We start from the raw sequence: 19,199 nt of genomic DNA on the forward strand, positions 1-19,199 counted from the left end.
GAATGAAAAGCCATTTCCAATACAGCGCGCTAGAAAATATCCCTAAAGCCTTTGACATTCTCAAAGACCCTCCTAAAAAACTCTATTGTGTGGGCGATACCAAGCTTTTAGAAGCGCCTTTAAAAGTGGCTATCATCGGCACAAGAAGACCCACCCCTTACAGCAAGCAACACACCATCACTCTAGCTAGAGAGCTTGCTAAAAATGGCGCGGTTATTGTGAGCGGGGGAGCGTTAGGCGTGGATATTATCGCTCAAGAAAACGCCCTACCAAAAACCATCATGCTTTCGCCTTGCAGTTTGGATTTCATCTATCCTACGAACAATCATAAAGTGATCCAAGAAATCGCGCAAAACGGCTTGATTTTAAGCGAATATGAAAAAGACTTCATGCCCATTAAAGGCTCTTTTTTAGCGAGAAACCGCCTGGTGATCGCTTTAAGCGATGCGGTGATTATCCCTCAAGCGGATTTACAAAGCGGCTCTATGAGCAGCGCGAGATTAGCCCAGAAATACCAAAAACCCTTATTTGTTTTACCCCAACGCTTGAATGAAAGCGATGGCACTAATGAGCTTTTAGAAAAAGGGCAGGCTCAAGGGATATTTAATATTCAAAATTTTATAAACACCCTTTTAAAAGACTACCATTTAAAAGAAATGCCTGAAATGAAAGATGAATTTTTAGAATATTGTGCGAAAAACCCTAGCTATGAAGAAGCGTATCTCAAATTTGGGGATAAGCTTTTAGAATACGAGCTGTTAGGTAAGATCAAGCGCATCAATCACATTGTGGTGTTAGCGTGATTTTGGCATGCGATGTGGGGTTAAAACGCATTGGCATCGCTATGCTTTTAAACGGCGTTATCTTGCCTTTAGAAGCGATTTTACGCCACAACAGAAATCAGGCCTCTAGGGATTTGAGCGATTTATTGAGGGAAAAAAACATTCAAGTGCTAGTGGTTGGCAAGCCTAGTGAAAATTATGCGGATACGAATATCCGCATTGAGCATTTTATCAAGCTTGTAGATTTTAAGGGCGAAATCGTTTTTATTAATGAAGACAGCTCCAGCATAGAAGCTTATGAAAATTTAGAGCATTTGGGTAAGAAAAACAAGCGGCTCGCTATCAAAGACGGCCGGTTAGACTCTTTGAGCGCTTGCAGGATTTTAGAGCGCTATTGCCAGCAGGTTTTAAAAAATCATTAGATCTGATTGCAATTTGATTATAATAAAGTCTAAATTTTTTAATAAAGAGAGAGCGTCATGTTAGGGAATTTCAAAAAAGCGATTTTTAGGGCTTTGTGTTTGTGTTGTGTGTTTATTGGGGGGGGGGGGTTAATGGCAGAGCCAAACCCTGAAGAGCTTTTCAATTTGGGTATGCTGAGTTACGACAAGCAAGATTTTTCTAAAGCTAGGAAGTATTTTGAAAAAGCTTGTAATTTAAACTATGGTGGGGGGTGTTTTTCTTTAGGAATTCTATATACTAATAAAGACTTTGGAGAAAAGAATTATAAAAAAGCTCTTGCTTTAATGACTAAAGGGTGTGAATTAAACTATGCTTTAGGGTGTGGTTTTTTAGGGAATTTATATACAAATAATGGACCTATGGTAAAAAAGGATTTAAGAAAAGCTACTCAATACTACTCTAAAGCATGTGAATTAAATCTTGGCGTGTCGTGTTCTCTTTTAGGGTTTTTATATCAAAATGGGAATGGAGTAAAAAAGGATTTAAAAAAGGCTTTTGCTTTGTATGCTAAAGCGTGTGGTTTAAAAGATGGTGATGGGTGTCTCAGACTAGGAGAGATGCAACGTTCTGGCGAAGGCGTAGTCAAAAATAGAGAACAAGCGATGAAAAACTTTAAAAAGGGTTGTGAATTAAAAAATAAGTTGGCATGCATGGGATATAAAGCGACCATAGCGGAGATTATGAACGAGCGTTGCCAACTAGGAGATGAGGTGACATGTGTATACTTGAACAACTTATTAGATTTATTTGATATAGATGAATAACGCTGTTTCTTAACTGACTTTCATGTTTTTGTAACCCCACTAGGGAGTTTTAATCTTTTTTTGGTATTCTTTTAGGGGTCATTAGTCTTAAAAACTCTTTAAAAACGGATAACCATGAAAATTATGCATCAAGTCAAGGATTTTTTAGATTTTTGCAAGCAAACGATCCAAAAAAATTCTAATGAAGCGTTTCAAAAAACCAAACGAGTGCTTTTTAAAGAAAAATCTCAAAAAATCAGGGAGCAAGCGGTTAAAATCGTAGAAAAACGCTTGATAAAAGAGAACATGCAACTGAGCGATTTTAATGAAGAAGAATTAAAAATCATGTTTGAAGCCGAAGAAAAAAGATTGTTAGAGCAAATCCATGCTAAAGAATTGAAAGAAAAACAAGAAAAAACCACCAAGCATTTTAAAGAAGTTTGGGAAAAGGGCGAAAATGAGCAAGAAAAATAGCGTAATTTCTGGTTTAATGAATTTTTTTAGCGAAAAGAATGAACGCTGGCTGTTAGCCCACAGGCACACGAGAGGGTTTGTGATAGTGGCATGGCTTTTTAGGTTTAAAAGCATTGCGTTTTCTATTTTGATCACTTTGTTGGTTATTTTAGTGGATATTTGGGTTTATAGCGATGTGCGCCAGTTTTTATTGGACACTTCTAGCTCTTTTATTTGGCTTTTAATCGCTTTACTGATCAAGTGGGGCGTGATTGTCATAAGCGCGCGTAAATGCTACCAATTCAGCCAAAAAATGTTTGCGCTCATTCAAAGAAAAAGGCAAATCAGAGAGAATTTAAAAAACCGCTCCAACCGCAAAGACACCAAAAATGCAGAAAAACTCTCTGACACTGCTGAAGAAATCATTTCAAAAAAACAAGAAGAGTTCCACCATAAAGAAGATTCTAATAACAAAAACCATAAAGACAAGCTTTCTAACGTTACCGAAGAAATGATTCTTAAAAAACAAGAGGAATTGAAAGCTAGAAAGGATAAGGGGGATTAAAAGAGTGTGGAGCGCTTTAGCTTATTGACCGAAGAAAACATTCAAGAGGGTTTATTTAAAGGGTGCAGAAAACCTTAATCAAAAAAACCCCCCCAATAAAAATAATCAATAAAATAATCAGGGGATAATCAATAAAAAATGGGGGTCAATCTTTCAAAAACGGCATGAAGCGTTCGGGCATTGGGGAAGCGATTTTGTAGATCGCTCCTTTAAATTCAAATTCCAAACTAGAGGCATGGAGCATGAGTAATGGGGCGTTATTTTCACGCTTCAATTGAAGGTATTCTCTGGCGTTTTCATCTGCCACCCCATAAAGCCCCTCGCCCACGATCCTGTGATTTATACTGCTTAAATGCAAGCGGATCTGGTGCGTGCGCCCGGTGAGCGGGGTTATTTTAAGCAAGCTTATATCCAAAAAAGGATTATAGCTTAAAGGCTCAACAAGGGTAATTGAAGGCTTGCCTAAAGGAGAAATTTGAGATCTAATGCGCAAATCTTTTTGAATGTTTTGTGGCGTTAGAATGGGTTTGTCTATGATGATACTTTTATCCACCAACCCATGTGCTAGCGCTAAATAAGTTTTTTTCACTTTTTTTTGCATGAAAAGCGCTTTTAAATCCTTAACGCTTTGCAAGGTTTTACCCGCTAAAACTAACCCGCTCGTTTCATAGTCCAGCCTGTGGGCTGGGTGGGCGTTTTTGCCCAAATGCGATTGGATGCAATCTAATAAGCTTTCATGGTAAAAATAGCCTTTAGGGTGGGTATAAATTTGAGTGGTTTTGTCAAACACGCCAAAATCCTTAGCCTCAAAAACAAGCTTTTCTTGCTTTTCATTAGGCTTGAAATAAATCAAACTAACGACCCCTTGAATGATTTGAGATTTACGCACGGCTTGTTGGTTTTGTTTCAGGCGTTGCTTGTCAAGGTGCCGTTGGGCTTCTTTTAGAGAGCATTTTAAAACATTGCGCACAAAAAACAAGGCTTTGGTGGGTTTTAAAATTTCAAATTCTTCTTCAACAAAAGGCACTACAACAAACTTTTAACAAACATTTTAGGCTCATTAGAATACTCATCTAATTCCACGCTAAAAAGCACGCTCACCTTTTCGCCCGCTTTCAAAAACCGCTCAGCGCTAAAATAAATAGCCTCTTTGACGCATTCTTTATCCTTAAAACGCAAAACCTGGTGGCTTTCTTTAATGATTTTTTCTTCTATGACTTCTAAATTTTTTGCTTGGAATAAAGGCTCAGGGTTTTCTTGCCCATAAGGTTCGCCCATTTCTATAATCTCTAAAAGCTCTCTGTCAATGTCTTTCAATTTGAGCATTAAAGGGGGTTCTTTTTCGCAAAAAGGCAAGACTTTAAAATCAAAATTTTCTAAAGTTTCAAAGAGCGAGACGATATTGTTTTTTCCAACGCTCAACCCGCACGCTTGCCTATGCCCTCCATAGCCGAGCAGTAAAGAAGAAACCCCATTCAAAGCGTCAATCAAGTCAATGTTTGGAGAGCTACGAGCGCTCCCTTTATACACCCCTTCTTTAAAGGTAAAAACCAGGCTTGGCTTTTGAGTGGCTTCCACTAATTTTGAAGCCACAATCCCTAACACTCCCTCATGCCAATTATCCTTAAAAGCGACGATGATTTTTTCTCCAACCATCGCATGCTTAAAGGCTTCTTCAAAAACCTGCTGTTGGATCATTTTGCGCTTCAAATTGCATGCTTTCAAGCGTTCATACAAAGAATAGCCATCTTGAAAATTATTCGCGCTTAAAAAATCTAAAGCCATTTTAGCGTCTTGCATGCGCCCTGCGGAGTTGATTAAAGGGGCGATATTAAAAGAAATATCGCTCGCTTTTAAAGAGCGTTTTCTAAAAACTTCTCTTTGGCGCAAAAACCCCATCGCCCCTAAGGATTCTTTTTGCAAAAAATACAAGGCTTTAGAAACTAAAAAGCGGTTAAAAAAAGTCAAAGGCATCATGTCAGCAATAGTCGCCACGCCCGCTAAGCATAATAACTCACTAGAACGGCTTTTTTCTTTTCCTAGAAGCTGGTGGATGCCATAGCACAAATAAAACGCTACCAACGCCCCGCACACTTCCTTTTGGATAAAATCACAATCCGGTTGCTTAGGGTTGATTATTGCATAAGCGTCTGGGACTTCATCATTATTTAAGCAATGGTGATCCGTAATGATAAGGGTGTAGTTTTTTTCTCTACAAAATCGTGCGGCTTCAAAGGCGTTAATCCCATTATCCACCGTGATGATTAAAGGGGCGTGGTGTTTTTCTAAAAATTTTTTAGAAATCCCATAGCCATCCATGAAGCGATTAGGGATTGCAATGCGGACATGCTTATAGTTCAGGCTTTCAAAGAATTTTGCCATGATAGTAGAGCTAATCACGCCGTCAGCGTCATAATCGCCCACCACTAAAATTTCTGTGTTTGCACGCATGGCTTCTATGATTTTGAGCGCGGCTTTTTTCAAGTCTTTAAATAAAAAGGGGCTAGGAAACCCTTTTTCATTATAAGCGATAGAAGCCATGCGCTCTTTGATTTGAGCTTTAAGCTTTTGTTTCATTTGTTAGATTAGGATTTAGAAAGAGTGCTCTTAATGAAATCCAAAATAATAGGGTTAGGGCTTTGCAACCTGGAGGTGAATTCTGGGTGGAATTGCACCCCTACAAAGAACGGGTGATCTTCTAATTCAATCGCTTCAATCAAATGATTCGCTCCAAAACCCACCACTTTCAAGCCCTTATTTTCCCACTCTTGGCGGTATTTGGGGTTGATTTCATAACGATGGCGGTGTCTTTCTTTAACGCTAGGCTTTTTATAAGCTTTTTCTAGCAAGCTGTTGGGCATGATTTCGCATTCGTATTCCCCTAATCGCATGGTGCCTCCTAAAGGCGAATTATAGGTGCGCACCTGTTTTTGGTGGTTTTGATCCATAAAATCTTCAATCAAATACACCACAGGGTATTCGCAGCGTTGGTTAAATTCCGTAGAGTTAGCCCCTTTTAAACCTAAAACATTGCGACAAAACTCCACGATCGCTAATTGCATGCCCAAACAAATCCCTAAAAAGGGGAGTTTTTCTAGCCTAGCCCTTTGAATAGCGCAAATTTTTCCTTCAATCCCCCTTTCTCCAAAGCCCCCAGGCACTAAAATCGCATCAACGCCCTCTAAATCCGTCTTTTCGTTAAAATTCTCGCTATCCAGCCATTCAATATTGACTTGCGTGTCCAAATGCGCGCCCGCATGGATTAGGGCTTCAATCAAGGATTTATAAGATTCTTTCAAGCTTAAATACTTGCCTACAAAACCAATTTTGACCTTGTGTTTAGGAGCGATAATCTTTTCTACTAAAGTGTTCCAAGCCGCCATTTTGGGGTGTAGTTTATTCAAGTTAAAGCGTCTGGCAATGGGGGTTAAAATGCCTTCTTGCAAGAAAAGAATAGGGCATGCGTAAATGCTTTTAGTGTCTGTGGCGACAATCACACTGTCTTGCTCCACATCGCAACTCAAAGCGATCTTTTTTTTCAATTCTTTATCCAAAGGCTTAGGCGATCGCGCCAAAATGATTTGAGGGGTTACGCCAAGGCGCCGTAATTCCTGGACGGAATGTTGCGTGGGTTTGGTTTTTAGTTCGTTAGTGGTTTGGATATAGGGGATCAAGGTTACATGCACATTAATGACTTTTTCATTCCCTAATTCCAATTTAAGCTGGCGGATTGCTTCCAAATAAAACATGCCCTCCATATCGCCCACGGTTCCGCCCACTTCCACGATTAAAAAATCCAACCCTTTAGCCGCGCTTTTAATGCGCCTTTTGATTTCATCGGTTACATGGGGGACGATTTGAATGGTTTTGCCTAAATATTCCCCTTTCCTTTCATTTTCTATCACGCTTGAAAAAATCTGCCCGGTAGTGAAATTATTCAACCTTGTTAAATTCCTGTTCAAAAAGCGTTCATAATGCCCTATGTCTAAATCCGTTTCAGCGCCATCGCTAGTTACAAACACTTCCCCATGCTCTAAAGGGCTCATGGTGCCTGGATCAATATTAATATAAGGATCGATCTTCAAAATAGAAACCTGGTAATTGCAATGCTGTAAAAGCGTAGCGATTGAAGAAGATGAAATCCCTTTCCCTAGAGAGCTTAACACACCCCCTGTAACGAATATAAATTTGGCTCTATCCATAAGTTATTGCGTTCCTTTGATTTTTACTTCTTAAAATTGTAGTCTAAAAAGGGTTAAAAAGCTTTAAAAGAGGGCAAAAATTAAAGCGATTTCAAAAAAAAAAAAAAACAATTTCAGTTTCTTATTAGCTAGGTTTGATTAAAATAAAAGGCTTTTGTGTGTTTAAACTTCATTGTCTTAAAACTTTTAAGAGCGATTTTAAAGTTCGTTGGCGTATAATATAAGTTTTGAATTAACTACTAGAAGGGTCTTAAATAATGGCTGAAAATTCTTTCAAAAATGTTTCCACACAACCCAAAGTATTTTTCTTATTACCAGTTAAAACCCTGTTTCTTTTAGGAGGCGTTTTTAGCGCGTTTTTTATCCTTATTGCTGGCTTGGTTTTTTTTGATTACGCTCATTTAATGGACAATGCCATTTTTAATTTCGTGCGTTCAACTCCCTTTAATTCCAGCCCTATTTTAACTCTAATCCTCCAAAATACCGCCCGTTTAGGCTCTTCTCAATTCGTGTTGCCTTTGAGTTTGTTAGTGGGAGTGTTTTTAAGCCTGTATCGTAGAAACTTAGCGCTTGGGGTGTGGTTTGTGCTAAGCGTGATCTTATTTGAAGCCCTTTTAAAATTTTTAAAGCACCTTTTTTTGCATTCTTTTCAATGGCTTTCGCACAGCGTTAATTTCCCTAGTGCTATTGCGTTTTCTTTGACGCTATTTTACGGGTTGCTTATCTTATTGATACCCCATTTCATCGCGCATCCAATATTTCAAAACATCCTCTCTTATAGTTTGCTTGGTTTGATTCTTTTAATAGGCTTAGCGCTGATTGTTTTAGGGGTGTCTTTTAGCAGTGTTTTAGGAGGGTTTTGTTTAGGGGCGTTAGGGGCTTGTTTTTCCATAGGGATTTATTTGAGCGTGTTCCAAAAGATCTAAGCGAACGGCTTAAAAGAATGAAAATTTTATCAAGGTTTTAATATTGGATTTAAAGGTATTATTGCAACGGATTGTTGATTTTTTCATCAAACTCAATAAAAAGCAAAAAATCGCCCTGATCGCAGCCGGGGTTTTAATCACCGCCTTGCTTGTGTTTTTATTGCTCTATCCTTTTAAAGAAAAAGACTACGCGCAAGGGGGCTATGGGGTTTTATTTGAAAGATTGGATTCTAGCGATAACGCCTTAATCTTACAACACCTCCAGCAAAACCAAATCCCTTATAAAGTCTTAAAAGATGACACCATTCTTGTCCCTAAAGATAAAGTGTATGAAGAAAGGATCACTCTAGCTTCTCAAGGGATCCCTAAAACGAGTAAAGTGGGCTTTGAAATCTTTGACACTAAAGACTTTGGGGCGACTGATTTTGATCAGAATATCAAACTCATTCGCGCCATTGAGGGGGAATTGTCGCGCACGATTGAAAGTTTAAACCCCATTCTTAAAGCCAATGTACATATTGCAATCCCTAAAGACAGCGTGTTTGTGGCTAAAGAAGTCCCTCCTAGCGCTTCAGTGATGCTCAAGCTTAAGCCTGACATGAAGCTTTCACCCACTCAAATTTTAGGGATTAAAAATTTAATCGCTGCAGCTGTGCCTAAACTCACGATAGAAAACGTGAAAATCGTGAATGAAAACGGCGAATCAATAGGCGAGGGCGATATACTAGAAAACTCCAAAGAATTAGCCCTAGAGCAATTGCATTACAAACAAAATTTTGAAAACATTTTAGAAAATAAGATCGTCAATATTTTAGCCCCTATTGTGGGGGGTAAAAACAAGGTGGTCGCAAGGGTCAATGCGGAGTTTGATTTCAGCCAAAAGAAAAGCACCAAAGAGACTTTTGATCCCAATAATGTCGTAAGGAGCGAGCAAAATTTAGAAGAAAAAAAAGAAGGCGCTCCTAAAAAACAAGTCGGCGGTGTGCCTGGAGTTGTGAGCAATATCGGGCCTGTGCAAGGATTGAAGGACAATAAAGAGCCAGAAAAATACGAAAAATCTCAAAACACGACCAATTATGAAGTGGGTAAAACCATTAGCGAGATTAAGGGCGAGTTTGGCACTTTAGTGCGTTTGAATGCAGCGGTTGTGGTGGATGGCAGGTATAAAATCGCGCTTAAAGACGGGGCAAACGCTTTAGAATACGAGCCTTTGAGCGATGAATCGCTTAAAAAAATCAACGCTCTGGTGAAACAGGCCATTGGCTATAACCAAAATAGAGGCGATGATGTGGCGGTGAGTAATTTTGAATTTAACCCTATGGCACCTGTGATTGATAACGCTACTTTGAGCGAAAAAATCATGCACAAAACTCAAAAAATATTAGGTTCATTCACGCCTTTAATCAAGTATATTTTAGTGTTTATAGTGCTATTTATTTTCTATAAAAAAGTGATTGTGCCTTTCAGCGAACGCATGCTGGAAGTAGTGCCTGATGAAGATAAGGAAGTGAAATCCATGTTTGAAGAAATGGATGAAGAAGAAGATGAATTGAACAAACTGGGCGATTTGAGGAAAAAAGTAGAAGATCAATTAGGGCTTAATGCAACCTTTAGCGAAGAAGAAGTAAGATACGAAATTATCTTAGAAAAGATTAGAGGGACCCTTAAAGAGCGCCCTGATGAAATCGCCACGCTCTTTAAACTCTTAATCAAAGATGAAATCTCTTCAGACAGTGCGAAAGGTTAAAAAAGGTTAAAAATGGCAACCAAGCTTACCCCCAAACAAAAGGCTCAATTAGACGAGCTTTCCATGAGTGAAAAAATCGCTATTTTACTCATTCAGGTGGGCGAAGACACCACAGGTGAGATTTTAAGGCATTTAGACATTGACTCCATTACAGAGATTTCTAAGCAAATCGTGCAATTAAACGGCACAGACAAGCAAATTGGCGCGGCGGTTTTAGAGGAATTTTTTGCGATTTTTCAGTCTAACCAATACATCAATACCGGCGGTTTAGAATATGCTAGAGAGCTTTTAACCAGGACTTTAGGGAGCGAAGAAGCTAAAAAAGTGATGGACAAACTCACTAAAAGCTTGCAAACGCAAAAAAACTTCGCTTATTTAGGCAAAATCAAGCCCCAACAACTCGCTGATTTCATCATTAACGAACACCCTCAAACCATTGCCTTGATTTTAGCCCACATGGAAGCCCCTAATGCGGCTGAGACTTTGAGCTATTTCCCTGATGAAATGAAAGCCGAGATTTCTATTAGAATGGCGAATTTAGGCGAAATATCGCCCCAAGTGGTTAAAAGGGTTTCCACGGTGTTAGAAAACAAACTAGAATCGCTCACTAGCTATAAAATTGAAGTGGGCGGCTTGAGAGCGGTGGCTGAAATCTTTAACCGCTTGGGTCAAAAGAGCGCTAAAACCACGCTCGCTCGCATTGAAAGCGTGGATAACAAACTCGCCGGCGCGATTAAAGAGATGATGTTCACTTTTGAAGACATTGTGAAATTGGATAATTTCGCCATCAGAGAGATTTTGAAAGTAGCGGACAAAAAAGACTTGTCTTTAGCCTTAAAAACTTCCACGAAAGATTTAACCGATAAATTCTTAAACAACATGAGCAGTAGGGCTGCAGAGCAATTTGTAGAAGAAATGCAATATTTAGGGGCGGTTAAAATCAAAGATGTGGATGTGGCCCAAAGAAAGATCATTGAAATCGTGCAGAGCTTGCAAGAAAAAGGCGTGATTCAAACCGGTGAAGAGGAAGATGTCATTGAATAGCCGTAAAAACTTGATCCAAAAAGATCATTTGAATAAGCATGACATTCAAAAATACGAATTTAAGAGCATGGCAAATTTACCTCCTAAAACTAATCCTAATGGCGCGTCTTTAGAAACGCCTAACCTAGAAGAGCCTTTGGAAAAAAAAGCGATAGAAAACGATTTGATTGATTGCTTATTAAAAAAAACCGATGAGCTTTCAAGCCATTTAGTGAAATTGCAAATGCAATTTGAAAAAGCCCAAGAAGAGAGCAAAGCTTTGATTGAAAACGCTAAAAACGACGGCTATAAAATCGGCTTTAAAGAGGGCGAAGAAAAAATGCGTAACGAACTCACTCACAGCGTGAATGAAGAAAAGAACCAGCTTTTGCATGCGATCACGGCTTTAGATGAAAAAATGAAAAAATCAGAAGATCATTTAATGGCTTTAGAAAAGGAGTTGAGTGCGATTGCGATAGATATCGCTAAAGAAGTGATCCTTAAAGAAGTGGAAGATAGTAGCCAAAAAGTGGCCCTTGCTTTGGCTGAAGAGCTTTTAAAAAACGTTTTAGACGCAACGGATATTCATTTAAAAGTCAATCCTTTGGATTACCCTTATTTAAACGAGCGTTTGCAAAACGCTTCCAAAATCAAATTAGAGAGCAATGAGGCCATTTCTAAAGGAGGCGTTATGATCACTAGCTCTAACGGGAGCCTTGATGGGAATTTAATGGAGCGCTTTAAAACGCTCAAAGAAAGCGTGTTGGAAAATTTTAAGGTGTGATTTTGCAAAATAAAACTTTTGATTTAAACCCTAATGATATTGCAGGCTTGGAGTTGGTGTGTCAAACGCTAAGGAATCGTATTTTAGAAGTGGTGAGTGCTAATGGGGGGCATTTAAGCTCTTCTTTGGGGGCTGTGGAGCTGATTGTGGGCATGCATGCCTTATTTGATTGCCAGAAAAACCCTTTTATTTTTGACACTTCGCACCAGGCTTACGCTCACAAGCTCTTAACCGGGCGCTTTGAAAGCTTTAGCACTTTAAGGCAATTTAAAGGTTTGAGCGGCTTTACTAAACCCAGCGAGAGCGCATACGATTATTTCATCGCTGGGCATAGCTCCACTTCGGTGTCTATAGGCGTGGGGGTGGCTAAAGCTTTTTGTCTGAAACAAGCGTTAGGCATGCCTATCGCTTTATTAGGCGATGGGAGTATTAGCGCAGGGATTTTTTATGAAGCCTTAAACGAACTGGGCGATAGGAAATACCCCATGATCATGATTTTGAACGATAATGAAATGAGTATCAGCACGCCTATTGGCGCTTTATCCAAAGCCCTTAGCCAGCTGATGAAAGGCCCATTTTACCAGTCTTTCCGCTCTAAAGTTAAAAAAATCTTAAGCACCTTACCTGAAAGCGTGAATTACTTAGCGAGTCGTTTTGAAGAATCTTTTAAACTCATCACCCCGGGCGTGTTTTTTGAAGAACTAGGCATTAACTATATAGGGCCTATTAACGGGCATGATTTGAATGCGATTATTGAAACCTTGAAATTAGCCAAAGAGCTTAAAGAGCCGGTGCTAATCCATGCGCAAACCTTAAAGGGCAAAGGCTATAAAATCGCTGAAGGGCGCTATGAAAAATGGCATGGGGTAGGGCCTTTTGATTTGGATACCGGCTTGTCTAAAAAATCCAAAAGCGCGATTTTATCGCCCACTGAAGCGTATTCTAACACCCTTTTAGAATTAGCCAAGAAAGATGAAAAAATCGTAGGCGTAACTGCGGCGATGCCTAGCGGTACAGGATTAGACAAGCTCATTGACGCTTACCCTTTGCGCTTTTTTGATGTCGCTATCGCTGAACAACACGCCTTAACTTCCAGCAGCGCTATGGCTAAAGAGGGGTTTAAACCTTTTGTGAGTATCTATTCTACTTTTTTGCAAAGGGCTTATGATTCCATTGTGCATGACGCTTGCATTTCTAGCCTACCGATTAAATTGGCCATTGACAGGGCTGGGATTGTGGGCGAAGATGGCGAGACGCACCAAGGACTTTTAGACGTGTCGTATTTGCGCTCTATCCCTAACATGGTCATTTTTGCCCCACGAGATAATGAGACTTTAAAAAACGCCGTGCGTTTTGCTAATGAGCATGATTCAAGCCCTTGCGCGTTCCGCTACCCTAGGGGGTCGTTTGCACTAAAAGAGGGAGTTTTTGAGCCTAGCGGTTTTGTTTTAGGCCAAAGCGAATTGTTGAAAAAAGAGGGCGAAATTTTACTCATAGGCTATGGTAATGGCGTGGGGCGGGCGCATTTGGTCCAACTGGCTTTAAAAGAAAAAAACATAGAATGCGCGCTTTTGGATCTCAGGTTTTTAAAGCCCTTGGATCCAAATTTAAGCGCGATTATTGCCCCTTATCAAAAGCTCTATGTTTTTAGCGATAATTACAAGCTTGGGGGGGTGGCTAGCGCGATTTTAGAGTTTTTGAGCGAACAAAATATTTTAAAGCCTGTTAAAAGCTTTGAAATCATGGATGAATTTATCATGCATGGGAACACCGCTTTAGTGGAAAAATCCTTAGGTTTAGACACAGAGAGTTTGACTGACGCTATTTTAAAAGATTTAGGACAAGAGAGATGAAAGAAAAGACGCCTACGCCGATGAAAAATATCCGCAATTTTTCCATTATCGCTCACATTGACCATGGTAAAAGCACTTTAGCGGATTGTTTGATTTCTGAATGCAACGCTATCAGCAACAGAGAGATGACGAGCCAGGTGATGGACACTATGGATATTGAAAAAGAAAGGGGTATTACGATTAAGGCTCAAAGCGTGCGCTTGAATTACACTTTTAAGGGGGAGGATTATGTTTTAAACCTCATTGACACCCCAGGGCATGTGGATTTTAGCTATGAAGTGTCTCGCTCTTTGTGTTCGTGCGAAGGGGCGTTATTGGTGGTGGATGCCACTCAAGGCGTGGAAGCGCAAACCATTGCAAACACTTATATCGCTTTAGATAACAATTTAGAAATTTTACCGGTGATCAATAAAATTGATTTGCCTAATGCGAATGTTTTGGAAGTCAAACAGGATATAGAAGACACGATAGGGATTGATTGCTCTAGCGCTAATGAAGTGAGTGCTAAAGCTAAGCTAGGCATTAAAGATTTGTTAGAAAAGATCATTACGACCATTCCTGCCCCTAGCGGTGATCCTAACGCTCCTTTAAAAGCGCTCATTTATGATTCATGGTTTGACAATTATTTAGGGGCGTTAGCGTTGGTGCGTATCATGGATGGGAGTATCAACACAGAGCAAGAAATTTTAGTGATGGGGACGGGTAAAAAACATGGCGTTTTAGGGCTATACTACCCCAACCCTTTGAAAAAAATCCCTACCAAGAGTTTAGAATGCGGCGAGATTGGTATTGTGAGTTTGGGGCTAAAGAGCGTTACTGATATTGCGGTGGGCGATACGCTCACAGACGCTAAAAACCCTACCCCTAAACCCATTGAGGGCTTTATACCGGCCAAACCCTTTGTTTTTGCGGGGCTTTACCCTATAGAAACGGATAGGTTTGAAGATTTAAGAGAAGCGCTATTGAAGCTCCAGCTTAACGATTGTGCTTTAAATTTTGAGCCTGAAAGCTCGGTAGCGCTTGGCTTTGGCTTTAGGGTGGGCTTTTTAGGGTTATTGCACATGGAAGTGATTAAAGAAAGGCTGGAGAGGGAATTTGGCCTTAACTTAATCGCTACCGCTCCTACGGTGGTGTATGAAGTGCATTTGACGGATAATAGCATCAAATACGTTCAAAACCCTAGCGAATTGCCCCCTGAAAACCATATCGCTTGCATCAAAGAGCCTTTTGTGAGAGCGACGATTATCACGCCGAGCGAATTTTTGGGTAATTTAATGCAGTTATTGAACAATAAAAGAGGCATTCAAGAAAAAATGGAATATTTGAATCAGTCTCGTGTCATACTCACTTATTCCTTGCCGAGCAATGAAATTGTGATGGATTTTTATGACAAGCTCAAATCTTGCACGAAAGGGTATGCGAGCTTTGATTATGAGCCTATAGAAAACAGAGAGGCTCATTTAGTGAAGTTAGATGTGAGGGTGGCAGGCGATGTGGTGGATGCGCTTTCTATCATTATAGATAAAAATAAGGCGTATGAAAAGGGGCGAGCTTTAGTGGAAACGATGAAAGAGCTTATCCCAAGACAGCTTTTTGAAGTCGCTATCCAAGCGAGCGTGGGGAATAAAATCATCGCCAGAGAGACGATCAAATCTGTCGGTAAGAATGTAACGGCTAAGTGCTATGGGGGCGATATTACACGAAAAAGAAAACTCTTAGAAAAGCAAAAAGAGGGCAAGAAACGCATGAAGGCTATCGGTAAAGTGGAACTTCCCCAAGAAGCGTTTTTAGCGATATTAAAGATTGATTAGGGCGTTTAGCTTCTATGGCAAAACATAGAAATTATGAAATTTTAAATCTCATAGGCTATGCTTTGGCAAAATTTGATAATGACTTTATTAAAGAATTTGGTTTTTCTACTAAAAACGCTTTTTTTGAATATTGTGTCCAAATCGGCCTAGCTGACACGATTGGTGTTATCAAAAATCGTATGGATTTATTTGATTATTTTTTTCCCAACAAACGCAAAGGTTGGTGGCAAAAAGGCGATACATATATCCATAGAAAATTATGGATTGATAGCTTGTTTAAAGATGAAGACGCTAAAGGTTTTAGCCATATTGTGAAATGGTTTTTGCAAGAACAATACGGAATCAAAGATTTAGGCATTACCCCTAACGCTTACCTTAAAACCCGCTATAAAAGCATGCAAGAAACGGGTTTAGAAGCCGAATTGTATTTTTTAAACCACTATAAAAATATAGAAGTGTTTTCTTGTGGGAGTTTAAAAGACATGCGTCTTTTTGGCGATGGGTATGATTTCTATATTCAAACCAACAAGCAGGCGTTTTTAGTGGAAGTTAAGGGGATTAGAGAAAAGCAAGGGGCATTGAGATTGACTCAAAAAGAATACGATCAAGTGCAAGCGTATAGCCATGATTATGTGCTTGTAGTGGTATTGAATTTGAGTGAGAAACCCTATCTTTTATCTGTTGTTAATCCTTTAGAGCGTTTAGAGTTTAAGGCATGCGAGAGAAAGCAAAAAAGCATTTTAGAATACCACTTAGTAGGGCAAATAAAATAACTTTGAATTTTACAGGAGGCTATAGGAGTGGGGTTCAAATTGATAGGAATGCCCCTAAACGCACTTACAAATACACCAAAAAAGATTGCGATTTGATTTTAGGGATAGACACTCGCACGAGCGAATGCTATATTATCCCTATTGAAGACACACAAGAATGGGGCAACACAAAGAGCTTGTCGCAACTCTAACACTATAAAGAGAATTGGCAAATTTTGATTGACTTGGCGTTGGAGTAAAAATATAAAATCACATTTATAAATAAGAAAAAAGATCCCTTTAGATAGGGTGTTGGTTATGCTAAAAAGGCACAATCAAATTAGAAAAGAATGACTTGCTCTTAAACCCTAATTTAGTGGAAGCAGAAAGAAAATTTTTACAAGCTTTTAAAATGGCTCTATCTTAAAATGAACGCTGATAGTCAAGTGGGTAATCAAAAAGCTTGATTGGGGCAATAAAAACATTAAGGGAATTAGAGACCAAGCCGACACTCTCTAACCATTACAGAGACGGCATCAACTATAGCGTCTCAAACCTTAATGAGATTAGATCTTATCACAAACGAGCTTAAAACACAAGAACCATAACAAGAAAAATGGGGGCGTTTGCTTACAGAATACCACAAAAAAGAGCGTTTTAAACAACAAACGAAATAATAAATAATTAAAATTGAATTATTGTTGAATAGTTAGCAACTATAAAGAGAAGCTTGCGTTACCGTCTACTTTGCAAGCGATTACAAAAGAAAAGGCATTTAATTCTTTAAACTCTTTTAAAACTAATGCTATACAAAAAAGATTAACAAGGCTTTTAAAAAAGCGTTATTAGGGAGTTAGGGTATCGCAAAAACCCTCCTATGAATTTTAAAATCGCCAAAAGTTTAAGCTTTTGTAGCGAGTTTGTTGATCGCTTCAGCGTTCATGTCATCTTGATGGGTTTTTAGCACTTTAGAATACATGTCCAAAAAGCGGTTGATTTCAATCAAAGCGCTCATCTCACGCACTGCATTGACATTGCTTTTTTCTAGCATGTATTGTTTTAACGCGCCAGAGTCAGAGACTTGATGGATGCCTTCGCCCTGATAAGTATAAAGGTTTTGCCCTATCTTTTTAAGGTTTTTAGGTTCGCTAAAACTCACTAAAGCTAACGCGCCCGCTTGAATTTGGGCTTCATTATCCCTAAAAGTGATTCCACCATTTTGATCCACTTCAATTTCAGCGTCAGGCATGAGCATGATCCCTCCTTTTTCGTTCAAGCCAGAGCGTGAAAGCACCTTAAAGCCATTAAGAGTAACTAAAAAGCCGTCTTTATCCACGCTGAAATGCCCGTCTCTGGTATAGGCGACGCCCTCATTAGTTTGTATTGCAAAATAGAGGTTAGGGCTTGTTAGGGCAAAATCTAGGGGGTTATGCGTTCCTTCAAACGCGCCAAGACTCCTATCCGTATAGATTTCTGATAAAATAGGCACACGATTGAGGTTGCGGTTTAAATACTTCGCGCTCGCTTTGGTTTGATCTTCTAAGGGCAGTTGCTCTCGGTATTGTTGGTAAAGCCTTAAAAAATCGCCTGTAATCGCATCGTCTCTTTTAAAGCCATTAGTGTTTAAATTAGCTAAATTATTAGAGGTTAAATCCAAGCGGTTAAATTGTGTCGCCATAGCGCCTGTGGCCGCATAATACCCATTTTGCATGCGAATAATCCTTTTAAAAGGAAAAATTATAGCAAAAATTAAATAAAAACAGATTCATTCCAAATAGGTTTTTTTAGGGAATATGATAACCATAACCATAAAGATAATAATACTCAACATGACATAGCCCACAAACCCCACTTCAAAACCATGCTGTTTGAACTCTAACGCTACATAACTCGCGCTCCCTCCAAAAAGTGCATTGGCGATCGCATAGGCCAAACCCACGCCAAGCGCTCGCACATGTTCAGGGAATAATTCCGCTTTAATGACCCCAGCAATGCAAGTGTAAAAACTCATGCTGCTTAATGCAAGCATTTCGTAAAATAGGGCTTCATACACGCTAGTGGCATGCTTGATACCATAAAAGACAACAGGCGTTACAATAAGCCCTGTGATAGCAAAAACCATCAGCATTTGGGTGCGTTTGATTTTATCCGCAAGCATCCCGCATAAGGGCTGTAAGAAGATAAAATAAGAGAGCGCTAAAAGCATGATGAAACTGCTTTCTTTAGGGCTGAATGATGAGCTGTTGGTTAAAAAGATTTTTAAATACACCGTAAAAGTATAAAAACACAAACTCCCTCCCATAGTGAGTCCAAAAACTATCATTAAGGCTTTTTTATGGTGGAGCAATTCTTTTAAACTGCCCCTTTGGGTTTCTTTTACATGATTTACATTAGTCTCTTTTTGGGGAGTCGCTTCATTATCCATGGTTTCTTCCATGATATTTCTCAAAAAGAGCGAGAGTAAGGCTAATATACCCCCTAAAGCGAATAAATAACGCCAAGCAAACGCGCTGATTTGCTCATGCGTGTAAATGTTTTCAACGATAAAGAGCGAAAAAATAGCTAAGAGTTGCCCTCCAACTAAAGTTACATATTGGAAAGAGCCATAAAAACCTTTTTTGCCATTCTTGCCTAATTCAGAGAGGTAAGTAGCGACCACGCCATATTCTCCTCCCACGCTAAAGCCCTGTAAAAGCCTGGCTAATAATAAAAACAAGAACGCCCATTCCCCTACGATTTCTTTAGTGGGGAGCAATGCGAGCAAAAAAGAGCCTAGCGCCATAAGGATAATGGAATACACCATGGAAGTTTTACGCCCCTTTTTATCCCCCAATTTACCAAAAAACAAACTCCCCAAAGGACGCATGAAAAACCCTAGCATAAAAACCAAAAAAGCTGAGATGAGCGCTAAAGTGGGGTCATTGGTGTGGGTAAATTCCTTGGCGAAATAAGGTGCTAAGAACGCATAAGCGTAAAAGTCATACCATTCCACTAAATTGCCTGAACTAGCGGCTAAAAGGGATTTTAAGGGTTTTTTGGTGGCGGGTTGGATCTGGGGGTTCATGGCTATCCTTGAACATGAAATTTTTAGGTAAT

At 39.4% G+C, this 19,199-nt stretch carries 18 protein-coding genes; 13 read left to right on the plus strand and 5 right to left on the minus strand.

Annotated elements, in window-relative coordinates; translation table 11 throughout:
* The first annotated feature begins 2 nt into the window (after positions 1-2).
* The 5 genes from dprA to HPB14_RS01665 all read left to right on the plus strand — a co-directional run bounded on the left by dprA (position 3) and on the right by HPB14_RS01665 (position 3,005).
* Entirely contained in the window at positions 3-803 is an 801-nt protein-coding gene (gene dprA, locus HPB14_RS01645; protein ID WP_000835216.1) for a DNA-processing protein DprA, read from the plus strand.
* On the plus strand, positions 800-1,204 hold the full coding sequence (ruvX, locus tag HPB14_RS01650; protein ID WP_000599212.1) for a Holliday junction resolvase RuvX: 405 nt from the start codon (positions 800-802) through the stop codon (positions 1,202-1,204). Before dprA ends, ruvX begins: the two co-directional genes overlap by 4 nt.
* A 132-nt stretch (positions 1,205-1,336) precedes the next feature.
* The gene (locus HPB14_RS01655) at positions 1,337-2,008 is read left to right on the plus strand and encodes a cysteine-rich Sel1 repeat protein (RefSeq protein ID WP_041199468.1); all 672 of its coding nucleotides are present in this window, start codon (positions 1,337-1,339) and stop codon (positions 2,006-2,008) included.
* Positions 2,009-2,122: 114 nt separating this feature from the next.
* Positions 2,123-2,461 (plus strand): hypothetical protein, encoded by a 339-nt coding sequence (locus HPB14_RS01660; RefSeq protein WP_000699906.1) that lies wholly within the window; start codon positions 2,123-2,125, stop codon positions 2,459-2,461.
* Complete coding sequence (locus HPB14_RS01665) at positions 2,445-3,005, plus strand: hypothetical protein (RefSeq protein WP_000038897.1); 561 nt, start codon at positions 2,445-2,447, stop codon at positions 3,003-3,005. Before HPB14_RS01660 ends, HPB14_RS01665 begins: the two co-directional genes overlap by 17 nt.
* 145 nt (positions 3,006-3,150) lie before the next feature.
* On the opposite strand, the gene HPB14_RS01670 is transcribed toward HPB14_RS01665, so the two are convergent.
* From HPB14_RS01670 to pyrG, 3 genes are read right to left on the minus strand one after another with little or no spacing between them, the layout of a single operon-like run.
* Positions 3,151-4,032 (minus strand): RluA family pseudouridine synthase, encoded by an 882-nt coding sequence (locus HPB14_RS01670; RefSeq protein WP_001117143.1) that lies wholly within the window; start codon positions 4,030-4,032, stop codon positions 3,151-3,153.
* The gene (gene recJ, locus HPB14_RS01675; protein WP_000810698.1) at positions 4,032-5,582 is read right to left on the minus strand and encodes a single-stranded-DNA-specific exonuclease RecJ; all 1,551 of its coding nucleotides are present in this window, start codon (positions 5,580-5,582) and stop codon (positions 4,032-4,034) included. The genes HPB14_RS01670 and recJ overlap by 1 nt, the downstream gene beginning before the upstream one ends.
* A gap of 8 nt (positions 5,583-5,590) precedes the next feature.
* Positions 5,591-7,207, minus strand: coding sequence for a glutamine hydrolyzing CTP synthase (gene pyrG / locus HPB14_RS01680; protein ID WP_000373192.1), 1,617 nt, complete (start codon positions 7,205-7,207; stop codon positions 5,591-5,593).
* 257 nt (positions 7,208-7,464) lie between these two features.
* Between pyrG and HPB14_RS01685 the strand changes: the two genes are divergently transcribed.
* The 8 genes from HPB14_RS01685 to HPB14_RS01720 are packed head-to-tail and all read left to right on the plus strand — an operon-like array spanning position 7,465 to position 16,315.
* Entirely contained in the window at positions 7,465-8,133 is a 669-nt protein-coding gene (locus HPB14_RS01685; RefSeq protein WP_000829936.1) for a phosphatase PAP2 family protein, read from the plus strand.
* Between the two features lie 43 nt (positions 8,134-8,176).
* Positions 8,177-9,880, plus strand: a complete 1,704-nt coding sequence (gene fliF, locus HPB14_RS01690) for a flagellar basal-body MS-ring/collar protein FliF (protein WP_000364729.1) — start codon at positions 8,177-8,179, stop codon at positions 9,878-9,880.
* A 12-nt stretch (positions 9,881-9,892) separates the two neighbouring features.
* Positions 9,893-10,924 carry a flagellar motor switch protein FliG gene (fliG, locus tag HPB14_RS01695; protein ID WP_000201853.1) on the plus strand — a complete coding sequence of 344 codons (1,032 nt, stop codon included), beginning with the start codon at positions 9,893-9,895 and terminating at the stop codon, positions 10,922-10,924.
* On the plus strand, positions 10,911-11,687 hold the full coding sequence (gene fliH, locus HPB14_RS01700) for a flagellar assembly protein FliH (protein WP_000056240.1): 777 nt from the start codon (positions 10,911-10,913) through the stop codon (positions 11,685-11,687). Before fliG ends, fliH begins: the two co-directional genes overlap by 14 nt.
* Positions 11,688-11,689: 2 nt before the next feature.
* Entirely contained in the window at positions 11,690-13,540 is a 1,851-nt protein-coding gene (gene dxs, locus HPB14_RS01705; protein WP_014658427.1) for a 1-deoxy-D-xylulose-5-phosphate synthase, read from the plus strand.
* 20 nt (positions 13,541-13,560) lie between these two features.
* Positions 13,561-15,351, plus strand: a complete 1,791-nt coding sequence (gene lepA, locus HPB14_RS01710) for a translation elongation factor 4 (RefSeq protein WP_014658428.1) — start codon at positions 13,561-13,563, stop codon at positions 15,349-15,351.
* Positions 15,352-15,365: 14 nt separating this feature from the next.
* Complete coding sequence (locus HPB14_RS01715) at positions 15,366-16,124, plus strand: protein NO VEIN domain-containing protein (RefSeq protein ID WP_001062215.1); 759 nt, start codon at positions 15,366-15,368, stop codon at positions 16,122-16,124.
* 2 nt (positions 16,125-16,126) lie between these two features.
* Positions 16,127-16,315 carry a hypothetical protein gene (locus HPB14_RS01720; RefSeq protein ID WP_001011848.1) on the plus strand — a complete coding sequence of 63 codons (189 nt, stop codon included), beginning with the start codon at positions 16,127-16,129 and terminating at the stop codon, positions 16,313-16,315.
* A 689-nt stretch (positions 16,316-17,004) separates the two neighbouring features.
* On the opposite strand, the gene HPB14_RS01725 is transcribed toward HPB14_RS01720, so the two are convergent.
* Together HPB14_RS01725 and HPB14_RS01730 are read right to left on the minus strand one after the other, a co-directional pair.
* Positions 17,005-17,814 (minus strand): flagellar hook-basal body protein, encoded by an 810-nt coding sequence (locus tag HPB14_RS01725; protein WP_001179231.1) that lies wholly within the window; start codon positions 17,812-17,814, stop codon positions 17,005-17,007.
* Positions 17,815-17,868: 54 nt separating this feature from the next.
* Complete coding sequence (locus HPB14_RS01730; RefSeq protein WP_001069393.1) at positions 17,869-19,167, minus strand: MFS transporter; 1,299 nt, start codon at positions 19,165-19,167, stop codon at positions 17,869-17,871.
* Positions 19,168-19,199 lie beyond the last annotated feature (32 nt).

Origin of the sequence: Helicobacter pylori HUP-B14 (assembly GCF_000259235.1) — a bacterium.
Classification (GTDB): Bacteria; Campylobacterota; Campylobacteria; order Campylobacterales; family Helicobacteraceae; genus Helicobacter; species Helicobacter pylori_CU.

Excerpts from the sequence above, each read along its gene's own strand:
- dprA (WP_000835216.1), top strand. The coding sequence starts at position 3 with ATGAAAAGCCATTTCCAATACAGCGCGCTAGAAAATATCCCTAAAGCC.
- HPB14_RS01655 (WP_041199468.1), top strand. The coding sequence starts at position 1,337 with ATGGCAGAGCCAAACCCTGAAGAGCTTTTCAATTTGGGTATGCTGAGT.
- HPB14_RS01660 (WP_000699906.1), top strand. The coding sequence starts at position 2,123 with ATGAAAATTATGCATCAAGTCAAGGATTTTTTAGATTTTTGCAAGCAA.
- HPB14_RS01665 (WP_000038897.1), top strand. The coding sequence starts at position 2,445 with ATGAGCAAGAAAAATAGCGTAATTTCTGGTTTAATGAATTTTTTTAGC.
- recJ (WP_000810698.1), bottom strand. The coding sequence starts at position 5,582 with ATGAAACAAAAGCTTAAAGCTCAAATCAAAGAGCGCATGGCTTCTATC.
- pyrG (WP_000373192.1), bottom strand. The coding sequence starts at position 7,207 with ATGGATAGAGCCAAATTTATATTCGTTACAGGGGGTGTGTTAAGCTCT.
- HPB14_RS01685 (WP_000829936.1), top strand. The coding sequence starts at position 7,465 with ATGGCTGAAAATTCTTTCAAAAATGTTTCCACACAACCCAAAGTATTT.
- fliG (WP_000201853.1), top strand. The coding sequence starts at position 9,893 with ATGGCAACCAAGCTTACCCCCAAACAAAAGGCTCAATTAGACGAGCTT.
- fliH (WP_000056240.1), top strand. The coding sequence starts at position 10,911 with ATGTCATTGAATAGCCGTAAAAACTTGATCCAAAAAGATCATTTGAAT.
- lepA (WP_014658428.1), top strand. The coding sequence starts at position 13,561 with ATGAAAAATATCCGCAATTTTTCCATTATCGCTCACATTGACCATGGT.
- HPB14_RS01715 (WP_001062215.1), top strand. The coding sequence starts at position 15,366 with ATGGCAAAACATAGAAATTATGAAATTTTAAATCTCATAGGCTATGCT.
- HPB14_RS01725 (WP_001179231.1), bottom strand. The coding sequence starts at position 17,814 with ATGCAAAATGGGTATTATGCGGCCACAGGCGCTATGGCGACACAATTT.
- HPB14_RS01730 (WP_001069393.1), bottom strand. The coding sequence starts at position 19,167 with ATGAACCCCCAGATCCAACCCGCCACCAAAAAACCCTTAAAATCCCTT.